The organism is Hymenobacter arizonensis (assembly GCF_900115775.1).
GTDB classification, from domain to species: domain Bacteria; phylum Bacteroidota; class Bacteroidia; order Cytophagales; family Hymenobacteraceae; genus Hymenobacter; species Hymenobacter arizonensis.
In genome coordinates, this window is the sequence record NZ_FOXS01000003.1 from 532,850 (window position 1) to 547,933 (window position 15,084).

A 15,084-nucleotide genomic window follows, 5' to 3' on the forward strand; every position below is an offset into this window, starting at 1 on the left:
ATTATTGGTAGTGAAAGCGGTAGACAAGGCCGCGCGGGCCGACGGCATAAAAAGTGCTGGCATCAGCAAAGTCGGCAGCGTAGAAAGTAGCGTTGATGGTGGCGCCGTCTGGCGCATGCACATACACCCAGGGCGTTCGTTCGCCGGCCTGCGAGAAGGCCTCGTGCCGCCGGATAACCATGCGCCGGCCTACCCCAACTACCGGCCCGCCGCGGCCCGCAGTGGCCAGCCCATACACGGGGCCACCGTACTCATTATCCGGCTTATAGCTCCGAATGGCATCGTGGGCTTCAAAACCGCGGGGTGTGGCTAGCAGGTAAGTGTTGAGGTTATAGCGGATGATGTCGTGCGTGGTGTTATCCTGCGGGTTGCCGCGATAGTCGAAAATATCCCATGTTTTTCCGCCATCGTCGGTCAGCCAACGGGACCGTTCGTCACCCACTACGGTGCCCGAGTCAACGGATGTAAACGACACGGCCTGGAACGTGTAGCGCTTGTCGATACGGCGATGTACGCTCGCCCAGGTAGTGCCGCCGTTGGTGGTTTTGTTGATGCTGCCGCCTGCGCCCACGGCGTATCCCACTTGGCTGGTCACGAACTGCAAGTCGGTGATGCTTCCCGAAGCCGAGCCGTAGGAATCGTAGGTCATGACACCGGTCCAACTCTGCCCGCCGTTAGTGGTGCGGTAAAGGCCATTGCTGGTGCCCGCCCAGCCCGTGGTAGCCGAGGTGAAGAGCAGCTTGTTGATGGTGCCCAGCGTCGGTTGGCTGCGGCGCGTCCAGGTCTGGCCGGCGTCGGAAGTGACGAAGAGCGAGCCATTGGCTCCGCCCACAAAGCCCTCGCGGGCCGATACAAAGTCAACGGTGTTCAAGCTAAGCGTATCGGCGGCAGTGGGTAAGGCCAGCACGTCGTAGCGCATGGTAGAATACACATCAAGCACGTATTTATCCTCGGTGCAGCCAGCAAATGCTAAAGCACCCGAGAAGAGCAAACAGTAATATTTTTTCATATAAACGTATGGGTGGAAAGGTCAAAGCTACGGGTGCATCAGCACTTAATAGTTATATTATTAGTATTCCTGATAAATAATTTATCACTCCAAATAATGCCCTCTTATGTGCAAGAATCTAACCGGCTGGATAAAGACGAGGTGGCATGACAAGGGAATCGTCCTCAGGGTAAAAATGGTCCGCCTACCCTGTCTTATTATCGTTTATGACCCCGAAAGGAAAACCATTGACGGACCTTGTTGAACGCCGCCCAGCTGCGACAATGCGGAAGCGCGCAAGTTTGGCAACTCGGTAACGAATCTTCCTGCCCGGCCAGCTGTTTACCTTCGCATCCTATCCTGACTATCGAAAGACTACTTTCTTGCTCTTACCCCAACACTTCGAACAAAAAATCGGCTTCACCACGCTCCGCGAGCAGCTCGAAGCCAATTGCCTTTCCGCCCTGGGCCGCCAGTACGTGGCCCGCATGGAGTTCCAAACCAAGCACGAGCCGCTGCTGAAGCTGCTGCAACAGGCCGACGAGTTTGCCTACCTGCTACGCTCCGGCGCCGACTTCCCGGCCTCGCACTACTACGACCCCAAGGCCCACCTCAAGCGCGCCGCCCTGCCGGGTTCCTTCCTTGATGTGGCCGCATTTTTTGAGGTGAAGATGAGCCTGCGGACCATTCGCCAGGCCCTCACGTTCTTCACCGAGGCCGACCCCGGCCTGTATCCCACGCTACGCCTGCTGGGCATTGGCGTGCAAGTCGACCGCAACTTGTTGGCTGCCATGGACCGCGTGGTGGACGACGAAGGCCTGGTGCGCGACGACGCCTCGCCGCTGCTGCGTCAGATTCGGCAGGAGCTCATTGCCCGCCAGGGCCAGCTGCGCAAACAGATTGCCGGCATTCTGCGCCACGCCAAGAATGAGGGCTGGATTCCCGGTGACGCCGAGCCAACCATCCGTGGTGGCCGTTTGGTGCTGCCCGTTATTGCCGAGCACAAGCGCAAAGTGAAGGGCCTGATTCACGACGAATCGGCCTCGGGCCAAACCGTTTACATCGAACCGGCCGAGATTTTCGAGCTCAACAACGACATCAAGGACCTCGACAATGCCTATCATCGCGAGCTGATTCGCATTCTCACGGCCCTGACCGACCAGCTGCGCCCGCACCTGCCCGACTTGCGCCGCGCCTATTCCTACCTCGGCCTGCTCGATTTTATCAGAGCCAAAGCAAGGTTGGCCGTGTCGCTCGATTGCCGCCTGCCCGTGATGCACAATAAGCCGTTGCTGAAGTGGCACGGCGTGCGCCACCCGCTGCTGCAGCTGGCTTTTGCCCAGCACAAGCGCGAAAACGGCGACCCGCGCGAAGTGGTGCCACTCGACCTAGAGCTGAACCACGAGCAGCGCATTCTGGTGATTTCTGGCCCCAACGCCGGCGGCAAATCAGTGAGTTTGAAAACCGTGGGCCTGGTGCAGTTCATGCTGCAAATGGGCCTGCTAATCCCCTGCGCCGACAACTCCGAAGCCGGCGTGTTCGAGGATATTTTCCTGGACATCGGCGACGAGCAGAGCCTGGAAAACGACCTGAGTACCTATTCTTCGCACTTGTTGGCCATGAAGCAGTTCTTGCTGCTGGCCGGCAAGAAAAGCCTCGTGCTGATTGACGAATTCGGCACCGGCACCGAGCCCAGCCTGGGCGGCGCCATTGCCGAGGCTGTGCTCGACGAGCTGAACAAGGCCCGTGTGTTCGGCGTCATCACCACGCACTACACCAACCTGAAGAACTTCGCCGAGCGCACGCCGCACCTCATCAACGGCGCCATGCGCTACGACCCCGACAAGCTGCAGCCGCTCTACCGCCTGGAGGTGGGCAAGCCGGGCTCGTCGTTCGCCATTGAAATTGCCCGCAAAATCGGCCTGCCAAGGGAAGTGGTTGAGCGCGCCACGCAACTGGTGGGCAAAGACAAAATTCGCTACGACCGTCTGCTGGAAGGCCTGGAAAAAGAGAAGACCGAGCTTGAAGCCCGCACTGCCGAAGCCGCCAAAGCGGAAAAGCGCCTCAAGCGCGCCGCCCAGGAGTATACCGACCTCAAGCAGCACCTCGAAGACACCAAGCTCGAAACCCTGCGTACCGCCAAGCAGCAGGCCAAGGCCTTGCTGGTAAATACCAACCAGCAGATTGAAGCCACCATTGGCGAAATTCGCCGCGGGCAGGCCGACAAGGTAATCAACAAGCAGGCCCGCGAAAAGCTGGAGACCTTCGTGCGCAAAGAGCTACAGATTGAGCCACCCAAGCCCAAAGCCTCGCGCGAGCGGGCCGAAGCCGGCGCGCTGCAGCCCGGCGACAAAGTTGCCTTGTTTGGCCAGGAAGGTCACGGCGAAGTGGTGAGCGTGAAGGGCAACACCGCCGAAGTCATGTTTGGCGGCATGAAAACCCTGACCAAGCTCAATCAGCTTGAGAAACTTGGGCGCGCCGAAATCCGCGAGCGGGAGCAGGCCGCCAAGGCAAAAAGCGGGCGGCTTGGCGGCGGTGGCTCGGGCGGCGGCAACGGCGTCAACATCACCGACCGCATGGCCGGCTTCAGCCCCACGCTGGACCTGCGCGGCGAGCGGGCCGAAGACGCCCTCACCAAAACCATGAGCTTCGTCGACGACGCCGTGATGCTGGGCATGCCCGAAATCAAGTTCCTGCACGGCCGCGGCAACGGGGTGCTGCGCCAAGTGGTGCGCGACTACCTGCGCTCGCAGCGCGCCGTGGCCAGCGTAGCCGACGAGCACGCTGACCGGGGCGGCGACGGTGTGACCATTGCGGTGCTGAAGTAGTAACTCCAGGCCGGTGCGTCTGGATGCGCTTTGCTTAAGTGCTCTCAGCGTGAATTGCAGAGGTCGGACTTTGACGGACCTGGATTCCTATTCAGCCTTCCGACGCCATCAAACAAGAAGCCCAGGCCCTAATAAGGTCTGGGCTTCTTATTTGATAGGGTTTCAGCGGTTTGCACCTCAATTGAGGCACATACTAGGAGGCCTAATGCATTCATTGACAACACATCGGTTTTGCCGACTCGGCATAAATCTTTTGGGGCTGGAAGCAGCTAATAGGTGTGCTTCACCCATCTGCAGCGCATAATTAAAGCAGTGATAAACATATTGAACAAAAATAAGTTTAAACTTGGTTAATCGAATTTTGCTCAAAAGCTGAAACTCACGCCTGGTTCTGTATTCGCTTAAAATGCAGCTGTTTTGACTGTTATTAAATATGACTACTCATATGTGTAAGTTTCTGTTATTCAATAGGCTTAATTATGATTAACGAGTGGTTGTCCTGATATTGCACTGATGAGCTTGCCAAAGCTTGTGGATTAGAAACTCCTGAACACAACATATGATAAGAGCTCGACAGTCGCCATTTCGTCTTAAAATACTTCTCTTGCTTTTCGTTGCTGGATTGGTCCAGCCGGTTTTCGCAACTGACTACTATGTGTCGACGAGTGGCAGCGACAGCAACGCTGGCACGGCAGCGGGCAGCGCGTGGCGGACCATAGAAAAAGTCAATAACCAAACCTTCGGCCCCGGCGACCGGGTGCTTTTTCAAGCAGGCCAAACCTTTGCGGGTACGATTTACCTCACGGCCGCCGATGGCGGTGTGGCCAGCAATCCGGTCACCGTCGGCTCGTTCGGCACCGGCCGGGCTACCATTAACGGCGGCGCTGGGTCGGGCCTGAGTTTGCGAGGCACCACCGGCATACGGGTCGTTAACCTGAATTTTATTGGCTTGGGCCGCAAAACAGGCAACGAGAAGGGGATGGGCGTGCAGGTGGCGAACGCCAACGGCATTACTATTGACCAAGTAGACGCCAGCGGTTTCCAGCGCGCAGGCGTTGATTTTGCCTACAGCAGCAACGTGCGCCTGACCAACGTGTTTGCCCACAACAACGGCTACGCAGGCATTGCGGGCTATAGCGCTACCGATGTGTACATCGGCTACTGCCGGGCCATCAGAAACTCCGGCGACCCCACCATCACCACCAATCACAGCGGCAACGGCATTGTGGTGTCGGGCCGGCGCATCGTTATCGAGTACTCCGAAGCGGCCTACAACGGCTACGACATGCAGCAAGTGTACAACAACGGGCCCGTAGGCATCTGGTGCCACGACGCCGACCAGGTAACCATTCAGCACTGCATCTCGCACAACAACTCCAGTCCCAAAGGCGACGGCGGAGGCTTCGACCTGGACGGTGGCGTGACCAATTCTGTGGTGCAGTACAACTACGCCTACGAAAACAAGAACTACGGCTTCTTGGCGTGGGAGTATGGGTCGTCCGTGCAATGGTCGGGCAACGTGTTCCGCTTCAATATCAGCGCCAACAACTACGGCCCCGGCCTGCTGCTCGGGGCCAATGGCAGCCAGGGCCTGCAAAACTGCGAGGTGTACAACAACGTGTTTTACAGCTCAGCGTATCCGGCCGTAACTCAGATGGGGCCGACCGTCAACGTCAACCTGCGCAACAACATTTTCATGGGGCCTAACTCTAGCAGTCTGGTGACCACGGCGAGCGGCTTACTGTATCAGGCCAATGCGTATTGGAGCACCAATGGAGGCTTCAACGTCGGCGGCTACAAAAGCTTGCAGGAGTGGGCCAATGCTACCGGCCAGGAAAAGCTAAACGGCACTGTGGTGGGGATTAATGCCAATCCCGGTTTCCAGGACCCCGCCAATTACCAGAAGCTCACCGACCCAGCCCGGTTGCCGTCGCTCACTTCGTTTCTGGTGCCCGCTACCTCGCCGGTCGTAGACAAGGGCGTAAACCTGCGCGCCACCTTCAACATCGACCCCGGCACACGGGATTTCTACGGCAAAGCCCTGCCAACCAGCACCGGCACTGACATAGGAGCGCAAGAAGCCGGCAGCGCCACCCAAACGCCAACCACCACCCCAACCTCAACGGGCTGCACGGGTACGGGCAGCTTGCAGTACGAGGTCTGGAACAACGTGTCGGGTTCAACGGTGAGCAGCATCCCCACCGGCAGCGCGCCGAGCAGCACTTCGGCCATCAACAGTTTCGAAGCCCCCGCCCAAACTCTTTACAACTACGGCGCACGAACCCGCGGTTATGTCTGCGCGCCGGTATCGGGGGCTTACACCTTCTGGGTGGTGGGCGACGACGCGGCCGAGCTCTTCCTGAGCACCGACGCCGACCCGGCCAAGAAGGTGCGCATCGCCTCGTGCGCGGGCTGGACTAGCGGCAACCGCGACTTCACGCGCATGGCCAGCCAGCAGTCCGCGACCATCCAGCTCACGGCCGGCACGCGCTACTACGTCGAGGCCCTGCACAAGCAGAGCTGGGGCCCGGGCTACCTGGCCGTGGCCTGGCGCCTGCCCAACGGCACCCGCCAAGAGCCCATCCCCGGCGCCAGCCTCGTTCCATTTGGCGCCATTCCGACCCCAACGCCGACTCCAACACCTACGCCTGTTCCGGCGCCATCGCAGCCTAACCTGGCCCTCAACCCTGGGTTTGAAGCCGATAAGGGGCCCGTGCAAGCGCCGGCCTCGTGGTATACGTGGGCTGGCAGTGCGGGCACCGATGCCGACGCCGACTTAACCGAAACCACCGGCGGCGCCTACGCGGGCACTTACCACGGCGCGCACCGCAAGGACCGCCCCTACGAAGTGTACACCTACCAAGTGGTGAAAGGGCTTGCCAACGGCTACTACACCCTACGGGCCTGGACCAAAAGCAGCGGCGGGCAAACCCACGCCATGCTCTTGGCCAAGAATTTCGGGAGCGGGCAGGTATCGGCGCGCTTGCCAGCCACTGCGGGCGGCGTGGCCGGCGCCTGGCAGCAGGTCGAGCTAAAGGATATCAACGTGACCAACGGCAGCTGCGAGATTGCCTTGTACTCAAACGCAGCAGCGGGGCAATGGCTGTTGTTCGACGAGGTGACGCTCGTAAGCCAAGCCGCTACCGCGAGCAAGAGCACCTCAGCTGTAACCTCGCCCGCAAGCAATGCTGCTGAAGTGCGGGCCGAACCCCAAAGCTGGCCAAATCCGGTGCAGAACGAGCTGCAGGTGAGCTACCCCAGTGCCGAAAATCAGGTGGTGGAGGTGCAGCTTTCAAACCTGCAATCGGCCCGGGTGCAGCTGCGGCACAAGCAGTCGGTGTTTCCCGGCAACAACCAGTTCAGCCTCAACACCAGTGCCCTCAAGCCGGGCCTCTACCTGCTTCAAATTAACGGCGGAAAGCAGCCTTATTCCCAGCGCATCAGCGTGGAGCGCCCGTAGCTGCCGCGCTCAAAGTAACCACTCACTCCGTGTAAGGAGTATTGCAGCGAATGCAGCGTGAGCTTAATGTTTTCTCGAATTAGAACCGGGCTAAATTCCCGTTTTAGCGCTGAGAAGTAGTTTTTGAAATATCCAATAATTCGTAGAGAAGCCCGGGTCTTTTTAGGCTCGGGCTTTCTTTTTTAGGGTATTTTTTGTCTGTGAAAGCTAGGCTGCCCATGATTTGAAAAGTCTGATGATGCTAAATGTTGGCTAGTGCGGGATAGGGGGCCCTTGGTAGGTTTGCTCAACTTCAGCAGGGTAGCAGTTGCTGCCCGGAAGCTCAACCTCCCAACCTCCATTTTTTCACGTTATGAACCCGCACATTACCAGCCAGCCCGTTGCTCACCAAACCTCTCCTGCCTTCATTGGTACTTCCTGGGCCGCCATGCTCGTGGGCTTTGCCGCTTACAATATTGGCCTTTGGAACGCCGAAATGGCGCTGAATGAGAAAGGCTACTACTTCACCGTGCTGCTGTACGGCCTGTTTGCCGCCATTTCGGTGCAGAAAAGCGTGCGCGACCGCCTCGAAGGCATCCCGGTTACCAACCTCTACTATGGCATCAGCTGGGTTTCGGTGCTCCTGACGGTGGCCCTGCTCACCGTGGGCTTGTGGAATGCCACGCTCACTCGGAGCGAAAAAGGCTTCTACGCCATGTCGTTCGTCCTGAGTTTGTTCGCGGCCATTGCGGTGCAGAAAAACACGCGCGACAACCTGCAGAGCCGCCAGCCCGAGCAGGCCAGCCACTAAGCCAGCAGCCGTCAACAATAAACCTGCCCGGCCGTGAAGCACCTCCCGCTAACGCTCATCTATTCCCGGCTACTCATTGGGGCGCTGCTGGTTGCCTTGGCCTGGTGGCACGTGCCGCACTTTGCCGCCCTGGCCGTCGTCCTGATTACGCTGGGCCTGCTGACCGATGTGTTCGATGGCATCATCGCCCGCCAGCTTGGCATTTCCACCGAAAAGCTACGCCGGCTCGATTCCACCATCGACCAGGCCTTTTGGGTAATGGTGCTGGCCGCTACCTACCTGGCGTGCCCAGCTTTCTTCGCCCAAAACGCCGCGAAACTATGGGCGCTGCTGGCCCTGGAAGGCCTGACGTATGCCGTCAGCTTGCTCAAATTCCGCAAGGAAGTCGCCACCCATTCGTGGGCTGCCAAGGCGTGGGTGCTGGTGTCATTCGCCGCCCTCATCCAGATAATCACCTTCTGCGAATCGCGGCTTTTGTTTGAGGCTTCCTTCTACGTGGGCGTGCTGAGCCGGCTGGAAATCGTGGCCATTCTCGTGTTGCTGAAGCAATGGGCCAACGACGTACCAACGGTGTACCACGCCGGCCTGCTCCGGCAAAACAAGCCCATCAGGCGGTACAAGTTGTTCAATGGGTAGGCCCAAAGGACGAATCTCTGTGCATAATTCGCTGATTTATGTAAAACGTGCATCCGGTTAATATGCCGCTACACAGCTTACCTGCTTGGTTTCGAATATGGTCACCGGTGCTAAGTGCAGGCTCGAGGACAGCGAAGTGGCGTCAACTATAAGGTTGGTGCTAGTGTAGGGATGGGTGCACGCTCAACTCTACGCGGCCTCAGGCATCAGGCAGAGTTACTGTACAGGTGCGAGTGGTTAGCGGCAGCTATCAGGCGGTGACGCTCTGGCTTTGAGCGGCAAGGCCCTGTTCGACCAAGGCGCACCCCACATCGGAGTGCATCGCGAACACGTGCTGGTCAAAGTTGGTGGACTGAATGGTTCCCAGCAGTCAGGAGCGCAGGTTCTTAGCGGCTGAGCATTACAGTCCTGTGCTTTTGCCGCGGATGAAAAGCTATTGCGGGAAAGCTGGGGCCGAAATCAAGCAAAGCTTGAAACTGCTGACCCAAGCAGCAATTGTTGGCTTGCACGAGGTAGTGTTCCTGGGGGGGAGCAGCCTTAGTTTTTGGCGTTGGCGCGGGCACCGCTGGTACTCACCGGCACGGGCGCCGCAGTGTCGGTGCCGGCCGCATTGCGCGAGCTTACCTCTACATAATAAGTAGTGCCGGAGAGCAAGCCAGTCAGGGTGAGGCTATGACGCGTGGTGAGGGCCGCGTCGGTCTTGATTTCTTTAAGCTCCTTTGGGTTTAGGCCGTAGCGAATACGGGTGTCACCGGGGTTCAGCGTGGAGTAGGAGATGGTAAAGCCGGTTGGGGTGATGTCTGCTGCCACCGGCTCTTCGGTGAGGCGGGGCGAGCCATTGCCCGTTACAAGGTCGGTGGCTAGGCGGGGCAGCAGCTGGTAGCCGCCGGAGCCGCCGGGGGCAAACTGACTCATTACGCCGCGCACATCGAACGTTTCGCCAGTGGGAGGCGTGGTGTCTACGAGCCCGTTGGGGCCGGTGCTGGCTGCTCCCACGCGCAGCAGCGCGCCGGGCTGGCCATCGAGTAGGTAGTTGGCATTGGCGGCAAGCCGGGTGGCGGGGTTGCCGGCCGTGTTGGCCAGGTGGCTCACGCCTTTTATTTCCAGCAGGCGGCTTTCATTTTCTTCGGCGAAGGCCGCCGTGGCCTGCTCCACGGGCACCTGCACCGCGTGCAGGCGCTGGCCGGTGGCCAGTTTTTGCAACGAAGTAATGGGGTCCATTTCCAGCAAGCCGTTGTAGGCTTTGAGTTGGCCGGTTACCTGAATGCTGTCGCCGGCTCGGAGCTCGCCGTAGCCGGGTAGTTTAGTAGGCTGGGCGTAGAGGGCCAGCCCCGCCTCCGCGTCTTGGATGTAGCGGATGTTGCCCATCTCGGCGCCGTTCAGCACCACGGCCCGCACCGTAACGGTACTGCCCGCCCCCTGAGCCCGCGCGGCTTTTACAGTGAGCACCGCTGGGGCCGCCGTTTGGGAGGGACCGCTGGCACAAATGGTAGTTGACAGGCTCAGCAGCCAGCCAGCTAATAACAGCATTTTGGTCATCGTCGTAAATTGTAGAAAAAGCAGACGGACAAAAGAAATACCCGTGCAAATTTGGGTATAAATCCTTTATCATCGGTTGATTCCGGTTTTACAGAGGAGGTTAATCCAAAGTGCTATCCAATCACAAAATATTAACTTCTGGGTGAAGCTCAATACCGAACTGCTGGCGGACAGAGGTAATTATTTCTTCGGCCAGCTGGCGCAGGTCGTTGCCGGAAGCACCGCCGTGGTGCACCAGCACCAGGGCCTGGCGGTCGTGCACGCCGTGGGTGCCTTCGCCGGGGCCGCGGCGCAGGCCTTTCCAGCCAGCCCGCTCAATGAGCCAAGCCGCAGGCACCTTCACGCCGCCGGGCACGGGGTAGCCGGGTATCTCAGGATTTTCGCTTTTGAGTTGGTCGAACTTGGCTTGGGAGACCTCTGGGTTCTTGAAAAAGGAGCCAGCATTGCCCACTTGCGCGGGGTCGGGCAGCTTGGAGCGGCGGATGTGCACCACGGCCCGGCTGACGTCGTGCGGCGTGGGTTCGCCTTCGATGCCCAGCTCGGCCAGTGTTTCGGTGATGGCGCCGTAGCGCACGTTGGGCTCGTACCCGGAAGGGTGGGCCTTGCGGTGCAGGCGCAGCACCACTGCTGTCACCACAAACTGGTTTTTGAGCGTGTTTTTGAACACACTCTCGCGGTAGCCAAAGCCGCATTCGGCTGCATTGAACAGGCGTACCTCGCCGCTGGCGAGGCTTAGGGCTTCGAGGTGTTCGAAGGTGTCGCGCAGCTCGGCCCCGTAGGCCCCGATGTTCTGGAGCGGTGCCGCGCCCACGGTGCCGGGGATGAGCGAGAGGTTTTCGATGCCGCTTAGGTTTTGGTCGAGGGTGTATTCCACGAGGCCGTGCCAGCTTTCGCCTGCGCCGGCCCGCACCAGGGCGGTGTTGGTGTCGCCGTCTTCGCTGATGATTTCCAGTCCGCGGATTTCATTTTTGAGCACCACGCCGTTGAAATCCTGGGTGAACAGCAGGTTGGAGCCGCCGCCCAGAATCAGCTTCTCGACGCCTTGCAGCTCGGGCAGCTGCAGGAGCTGGCGCAGCTCATCGGCCGAGGTGAAGCGGGCGAAGTAGCGGGCCTGCACGTCGAGGCCGAAAGTGTTGTAGGGGCGGAGGGAAACGTGTTGTTCGAGCAGAGGCATCATGCCGTAAAGGTAGGAGCGAGGCTGCGGCCCCGTTGCTCCGACATGCTTTTTGCCCCAACATTTGCCGCCATGGACCATAACAAATCTATCCGCTTGAGCAAGTTTCTGAGCAAGCACCTGCGCCACTCGCCCCAGGCTATTGGTTTGGTGCTGCAGGAAGGCGGCTGGGTGGGCGTAGCGGAGCTGTTGGCCGCTTGCGAGAAGCACGGCGTGGCTATCAGTCACGAGCAACTGGTGGAATTGGTGGCGGGCAGCGACAAGCAGCGCTTTGCTTTCGACGCAGCCGGCACCCGCATTCGTGCCCAGCAGGGCCACAGCGTGACCGTTGATTTGCAACTGGTGCCCACTACGCCTCCAGCGGTGCTTTACCACGGCACGGCCCCGGCGGCATTGCCGGCCATTCGCCGTAAGGGCTTGCAGAAGATGAAGCGCCACCACGTGCACCTCTCGCCCGATATTGAAACGGCCCAACGCGTGGGCGCCCGCCGTGGCAAGCCCGTTATCCTAACCGTGGCCGCCCTGAGGCTGCACGAGGCCGGCGGGATTTTCTACCAATCCGGCAACGGCGTGTGGTTGGTGGAGCAGGTGCCACCAGAGTTTCTGCAAGAGCTATAATTGCAGTAAGAACGTCTTTTGTAGAGACGTGACACTTGGCTACGCCGACCTTCGGTTCGCGTTTCGGCGTCCGCGCCATTGAGCACATTATCGTTCGGGTGCCGTTCAACGCCGAGACGCGAACCGAAGGTCGGCGTAGCCAAGTGTCACGTCTCTACAAAAGACGTTCTTACTGATAGGCGCCTACCGCACGCGGTAACCCCGCAAGGCGTAGAACAGCAGGTACAAATAGCACAGCACCGGCACTACAAAGGCTATCCGGAGCCCACCGCCATGCGTGGCCAGCCAGCCCATCAGCGGCGGGACGATGGCCCCGCCTACAATGCCCGCAATCAGATAAGAAGAACCCTGCTTTGTGAAGCGGCCGAGCCCAGTGATGGCCAACGGGAAAATGACGGGCCACATAATGGAGTTCATCAACCCGCAGAGTACCACCAGCCAGAGGGCCGTTTCGCCCACGTTGAGGATACTCGCGCCCACCAGGGCCGCGGCGGTGGCGCATACCACCACCAGCATGGCGCGGTTATTAAATTTCAGGAGCAGCGGAATGCCCACCAGGCGCCCCACCAGCGAGCCAAACCAGTACGACGACACCAGCACCGCGCCCACCGCTTTGGTGAACCCCGCCGTGGTATCAATAGGAGAGGGCTCCTGGCCAAATAACACCAGCGCGTAGTTCGTAGCCACGTTCAGGCCGCGCACCAAGCTTTGGGTAAAGTCCGAAAGCTGCTGAATCCCCTGCGACTCGCCGTAGCGAATGAGAAAGGAGCCCAAGCCCACTTCAACCCCAACATATAGAAAGATGGCCACCACGCCCAGCACCAGGTGCGGAAACCCGAGGGCGCTTTCGCGATGAGTCAGCTGCTGGCGGCCGTCAGTGGCCACTTCCGTGCTTTCATCGTCTTGCATGCCCTCGATTTCCGGTAGCTTCACCAGGAAGAAGAACACGCCCGCCAGCACCACCAGAAATACAGCCAGTCCGATGTAGGGGCCTTTAACTAGTTGCGATTCCTCGCTCAGCCGCTGGGAAAGCGGCAGTGCGGCTAGCCGGGCCTTCAGGGCCACCGAGCCGCCAAACAAAATCAAGCCGCCCACCAGCGGCGAAAGGCTGCCGCCGAAGTTGTTGGCCACGCCCACAATGCTTACCCGCGCCGCCGCACCGCGCGGCGAACCCAGAACCGAAACGTAGGGGTTGGCGGCAACCTGCAGCAGCGTGATACCGGCGCCCAGCACGCTAAGCGCGGTGAGAAACAGCCCAAAAGCCCGCGAATCGGCAGCCGGCACGAACAGCAGCGCACCGCCCGCCATTATCAGCAGGCCCAGCACAATGCCGCGTTGGTAGCCCAGCTTCTTCAGCACCCAGCCCGCGGGTAGCGACATCAGGAAGTACGCCCCAAAAAACGCCGACTGCACGGCCGAGGACTGCAAGTCCGTCAGCTGGCACACGTCCTTGAGGTAGGGCATGAGCACGTCGTTGAAGTTGGTGACGGCGCCGAACAGGAAGAACAGCGTTGTCATCAGCACCATAGGCCCGGCGTAGGAGCGGGCGGGCGCCGTGGTACTGGTGGATGAAGGAGTGCTAATGGGTGCGGTGGCCATACAGGGAGTTTTTGGGATGCTAAAGGTACACAACTGTCATCCTGAGCTTGCGAAGGACCTTATCACGCCAAAATGATATTGCCGCAATGATAAGATGCCGCAACTGAGATTAGGTCCTTCGCAAGCGGACGCCAGATTAAGGATGACAGGTTTTTACCCCGACCTTTGTACTTATGCACCTTACCGCCACCACCCAGTTCGGCCTGGAAGAATTGCTCGCCGACGAGCTCTACAGCCTCGGGGCTGACATCACGCACATCGGCTCGCGCGCCGTCGAGTTCATCGGCGACCAGCGCCTGCTCTACGAAGTGGCCCTGTGGAGCCGCCTCTCTATGCGCCTGCTGCGTCCGTTCGCGGCCTTCTACGCTGCCGATGAAAAGGCCTTGTACCGCGAAGTAAGCCGCATTGATTGGCAGGACTTCATCGGCCCCGGCCAAACCTTCGCCATTACCTCCGTGGTCAACCGCTCCACGTTCGAGCACTCGCTCTTCGTGGCTCAGCTCACCAAGGACGCCATCGTGGACCAGTTTCGGGAGCGCACCGGCGAGCGGCCCAGCGTAGACACCCGCACCCCCGACATCCGCCTGCACCTGCGCATGTCGGAAAACGAAGTCATCCTCAGCCTCGACGCCGCCGGCGACTCCCTGCACCGCCGCGGCTACCGCCAGCACACCAACGAAGCCCCACTCAACGAAGTGCTGGCCGCCGGCCTGGTGATGCTCTCCGGCTGGGACGGCAAAAAGCCTCTCATCGACCCCATGTGCGGCTCCGCCACCATCCTCACCGAGGCGGGCCTGCTGGCCCAGCGCATTGCGCCCGGCCTGTTCCACCAAGGCAAGTTCGGCTTTGAAAACTGGTACGACTTCGAGCCCGAGCTTTGGAGCCAGGTGCGCGAAGAAGCCAAGGCGCAGCGCTTGGAAGAGCCCCAAGCCTACATAGCGGGCTCCGACCTCGACCCCAAAGTCATCGACATGGCCGCGGCCAACATCACTGCCGCGGGCCTGGAGGATTTCATCCGTCTCTCGGTGCGCGACGTGAAAGACGCCGTGGCCCCATCCAAAGAGGAGCCCGGCATCGTCATCACCAACCCGCCATATGGTGAGCGAATAGGCGAGGAGGCCGAGATGGAGGCGCTTTACAAAACCATTGGCGATGCGCTGAAGGCTAACTTTCAGGGGTACGATGCCTTTGTGTTTACCGGTAATCTGGAAGCGGCCAAGCGCATTGGGCTGAAGGCGGCCAGGCGGACGCCTCTGTTTAATGGGCCGATTGACTGCCGGCTGCTGAAGTATGAGCTGTATCGGGGGAGCCGGCGAGCGCCTTCACCTCACCCCCCGGCCCCCTCTCCCGCGGAGAGGGGGAGCTACGGCGGCGCGGAAGATGGAGGGGAATGAAAACACAGAATTAAAATTCCTATGAAGTCGTCAGGCTCCCCCTCTCCGCGGGAGAGGG

General features: G+C 59.8%; 10 protein-coding genes. 6 read left to right on the forward strand and 4 right to left on the reverse strand.

All coding sequences use genetic code 11. The features are described from left to right. Window position 1: 1 nt before the first annotated feature. Window positions 2-1,009 (reverse strand): WD40/YVTN/BNR-like repeat-containing protein, encoded by a 1,008-nt coding sequence (locus BMZ66_RS13835; RefSeq protein WP_092674294.1) that lies wholly within the window; start codon window positions 1,007-1,009, stop codon window positions 2-4. 362 nt (window positions 1,010-1,371) lie between these two features. Between BMZ66_RS13835 and BMZ66_RS13840 the strand changes: the two genes are divergently transcribed. The 4 genes from BMZ66_RS13840 to BMZ66_RS13855 all read left to right on the forward strand — a co-directional run bounded on the left by BMZ66_RS13840 (window position 1,372) and on the right by BMZ66_RS13855 (window position 8,702). Continuing rightward, on the forward strand, window positions 1,372-3,816 hold the full coding sequence (locus tag BMZ66_RS13840) for an endonuclease MutS2 (protein ID WP_092674297.1): 2,445 nt from the start codon (window positions 1,372-1,374) through the stop codon (window positions 3,814-3,816). A 604-nt stretch (window positions 3,817-4,420) separates the two neighbouring features. Beyond that, window positions 4,421-7,276, forward strand: a complete 2,856-nt coding sequence (locus BMZ66_RS13845) for a right-handed parallel beta-helix repeat-containing protein (protein ID WP_177204725.1) — start codon at window positions 4,421-4,423, stop codon at window positions 7,274-7,276. A gap of 352 nt (window positions 7,277-7,628) precedes the next feature. Further along, window positions 7,629-8,066, forward strand: a complete 438-nt coding sequence (gene yiaA / locus BMZ66_RS13850; RefSeq protein WP_092674303.1) for an inner membrane protein YiaA — start codon at window positions 7,629-7,631, stop codon at window positions 8,064-8,066. A gap of 33 nt (window positions 8,067-8,099) precedes the next feature. Next, window positions 8,100-8,702: a CDP-alcohol phosphatidyltransferase family protein gene (locus BMZ66_RS13855; protein ID WP_092674307.1), complete on the forward strand. Its 603-nt coding sequence runs from the start codon at window positions 8,100-8,102 to the stop codon at window positions 8,700-8,702. 537 nt (window positions 8,703-9,239) lie between these two features. Here BMZ66_RS13855 and BMZ66_RS13860 read toward each other — a convergent pair. Beyond that, a complete protein-coding gene (locus tag BMZ66_RS13860) occupies window positions 9,240-10,241 on the reverse strand; it encodes a hypothetical protein (protein WP_092674311.1) in 1,002 nt (333 codons plus the stop codon). A gap of 121 nt (window positions 10,242-10,362) precedes the next feature. Then, window positions 10,363-11,418 (reverse strand): UDP-N-acetylmuramate dehydrogenase, encoded by a 1,056-nt coding sequence (murB, locus tag BMZ66_RS13865; RefSeq protein ID WP_369407596.1) that lies wholly within the window; start codon window positions 11,416-11,418, stop codon window positions 10,363-10,365. A gap of 69 nt (window positions 11,419-11,487) precedes the next feature. Here murB and BMZ66_RS13870 point away from each other — a divergent pair, with 69 nt between their 5' ends. Further along, the gene (locus BMZ66_RS13870) at window positions 11,488-12,033 is read left to right on the forward strand and encodes an RNA 2'-phosphotransferase (protein ID WP_092674879.1); all 546 of its coding nucleotides are present in this window, start codon (window positions 11,488-11,490) and stop codon (window positions 12,031-12,033) included. A 183-nt stretch (window positions 12,034-12,216) separates the two neighbouring features. Here the strand turns inward: BMZ66_RS13870 and BMZ66_RS13875 are convergent, their stop codons facing one another. Then, window positions 12,217-13,632, reverse strand: coding sequence for a sugar MFS transporter (locus BMZ66_RS13875; protein ID WP_092674315.1), 1,416 nt, complete (start codon window positions 13,630-13,632; stop codon window positions 12,217-12,219). Between the two features lie 173 nt (window positions 13,633-13,805). On the opposite strand from BMZ66_RS13875, the gene BMZ66_RS13880 reads away from it, so the two are divergent. Beyond that, on the forward strand, window positions 13,806-15,026 hold the full coding sequence (locus BMZ66_RS13880; protein ID WP_092674319.1) for a THUMP domain-containing class I SAM-dependent RNA methyltransferase: 1,221 nt from the start codon (window positions 13,806-13,808) through the stop codon (window positions 15,024-15,026). The last annotated feature ends 58 nt before the right edge of the window (window positions 15,027-15,084 follow it).

Bases quoted from the DNA above. Each gene is read 5' to 3' on its own strand.
- BMZ66_RS13835 (WP_092674294.1), bottom strand. From the start codon at position 1,009: ATGAAAAAATATTACTGTTTGCTCTTCTCGGGTGCTTTAGCATTTGCT.
- yiaA (WP_092674303.1), top strand. From the start codon at position 7,629: ATGAACCCGCACATTACCAGCCAGCCCGTTGCTCACCAAACCTCTCCT.
- BMZ66_RS13860 (WP_092674311.1), bottom strand. From the start codon at position 10,241: ATGACCAAAATGCTGTTATTAGCTGGCTGGCTGCTGAGCCTGTCAACT.
- murB (WP_369407596.1), bottom strand. From the start codon at position 11,418: ATGATGCCTCTGCTCGAACAACACGTTTCCCTCCGCCCCTACAACACT.
- BMZ66_RS13870 (WP_092674879.1), top strand. From the start codon at position 11,488: ATGGACCATAACAAATCTATCCGCTTGAGCAAGTTTCTGAGCAAGCAC.
- BMZ66_RS13875 (WP_092674315.1), bottom strand. From the start codon at position 13,632: ATGGCCACCGCACCCATTAGCACTCCTTCATCCACCAGTACCACGGCG.
- BMZ66_RS13880 (WP_092674319.1), top strand. From the start codon at position 13,806: ATGCACCTTACCGCCACCACCCAGTTCGGCCTGGAAGAATTGCTCGCC.